At 69.5% G+C, this 953-nt stretch carries 1 protein-coding gene; it reads right to left on the reverse strand.

Features of this window, described 5'->3' with window-relative positions; all coding sequences use genetic code 11:
- A partial coding sequence (locus LQ326_RS47285) for an AMP-binding protein (RefSeq protein ID WP_234545393.1) occupies window positions 1–953 on the reverse strand: 953 nt, incomplete at both ends.

A 953-nucleotide genomic window follows, 5' to 3' on the forward strand; every position in this document is an offset into this window, starting at 1 on the left:
AGATGATGTAGGCCAGCTGGCCGGGGACGATGTCCGGCAGTTCTCCTGAGTCGCTGTCCAGTTCGTCGAGCAGCACCGTCTCGACATCCTCGGACAGCCGGTCGGCGGTCTCGGCCGCGACCAGGACCAGTTCGGCGCCGCTGTCGGCGACCATGTACGCCAGCCGGTCAGTGGGGTACTCCGGGTCCAGCGGGACGTATGCCCCGCCGGCCTTCCACACCGCCAGGATCGCCACGATCGCCTCGATCCCGCGCGGCAGGCACAGACCCACCCGGGACTCCCGCCTCACCCCACGCGCGACCAGCCCTCGTGCCATCGCATCCGAACGCGCAGCCACCTCCGCGTAGGACAGCGTTCGGCCGCCGACGGCCTCCAGAGCGGTCGCCTCCGGTGTCTCAACGGTCCACCGCTGGAACAGTTCCATCACGGTCGAGGCGTTGACCTCGCTCGCGGTGTCGTTCCAGCGTTCGAGGACCAGGGACCGCTCCGCCTCATCCAGGACCTCGACGGCGCTCAGCCGCCGATCCGGGTCCGCCGCGACCTGCTCCAGGACCCGCACCAGCCGCCCCGCCAGCCGACGAACCGTCCCCTCGTCGAACAGATCGGCGGAGTAGAGAATCCCACCGCGCAGACCATCGGCAGCACCGTCGTCCGACTGGCGCTCACTCAGCGAAAGAGAGAGATCGAACCGAGCCGCCGGGTCAGCCACGGGCGGGATCTGCTCGACCGCCAGCCCCTCCAGTTCCCACTGCGCCTCCGGCACGTTCTGGAGCGCCAGCAATACCTGGAACAGCGGATTACGGGCGGCGGAGCGGGCCGGGTTCAGCTCGTCGACGAGCCGCTCGAACGGCACGTCCTGGTTCGCGTAGGCCGACAGATCCGACTCACGGATCCGCGCGAGCAGGTCACGGAAGGTGGGGTTGCCGGAGACGTCCGCCCGGAGGACCAGCGTA

The organism is Streptomyces shenzhenensis, assembly GCF_021462265.1.
Lineage (GTDB): Bacteria > Actinomycetota > Actinomycetes > Streptomycetales > Streptomycetaceae > Streptomyces > Streptomyces shenzhenensis.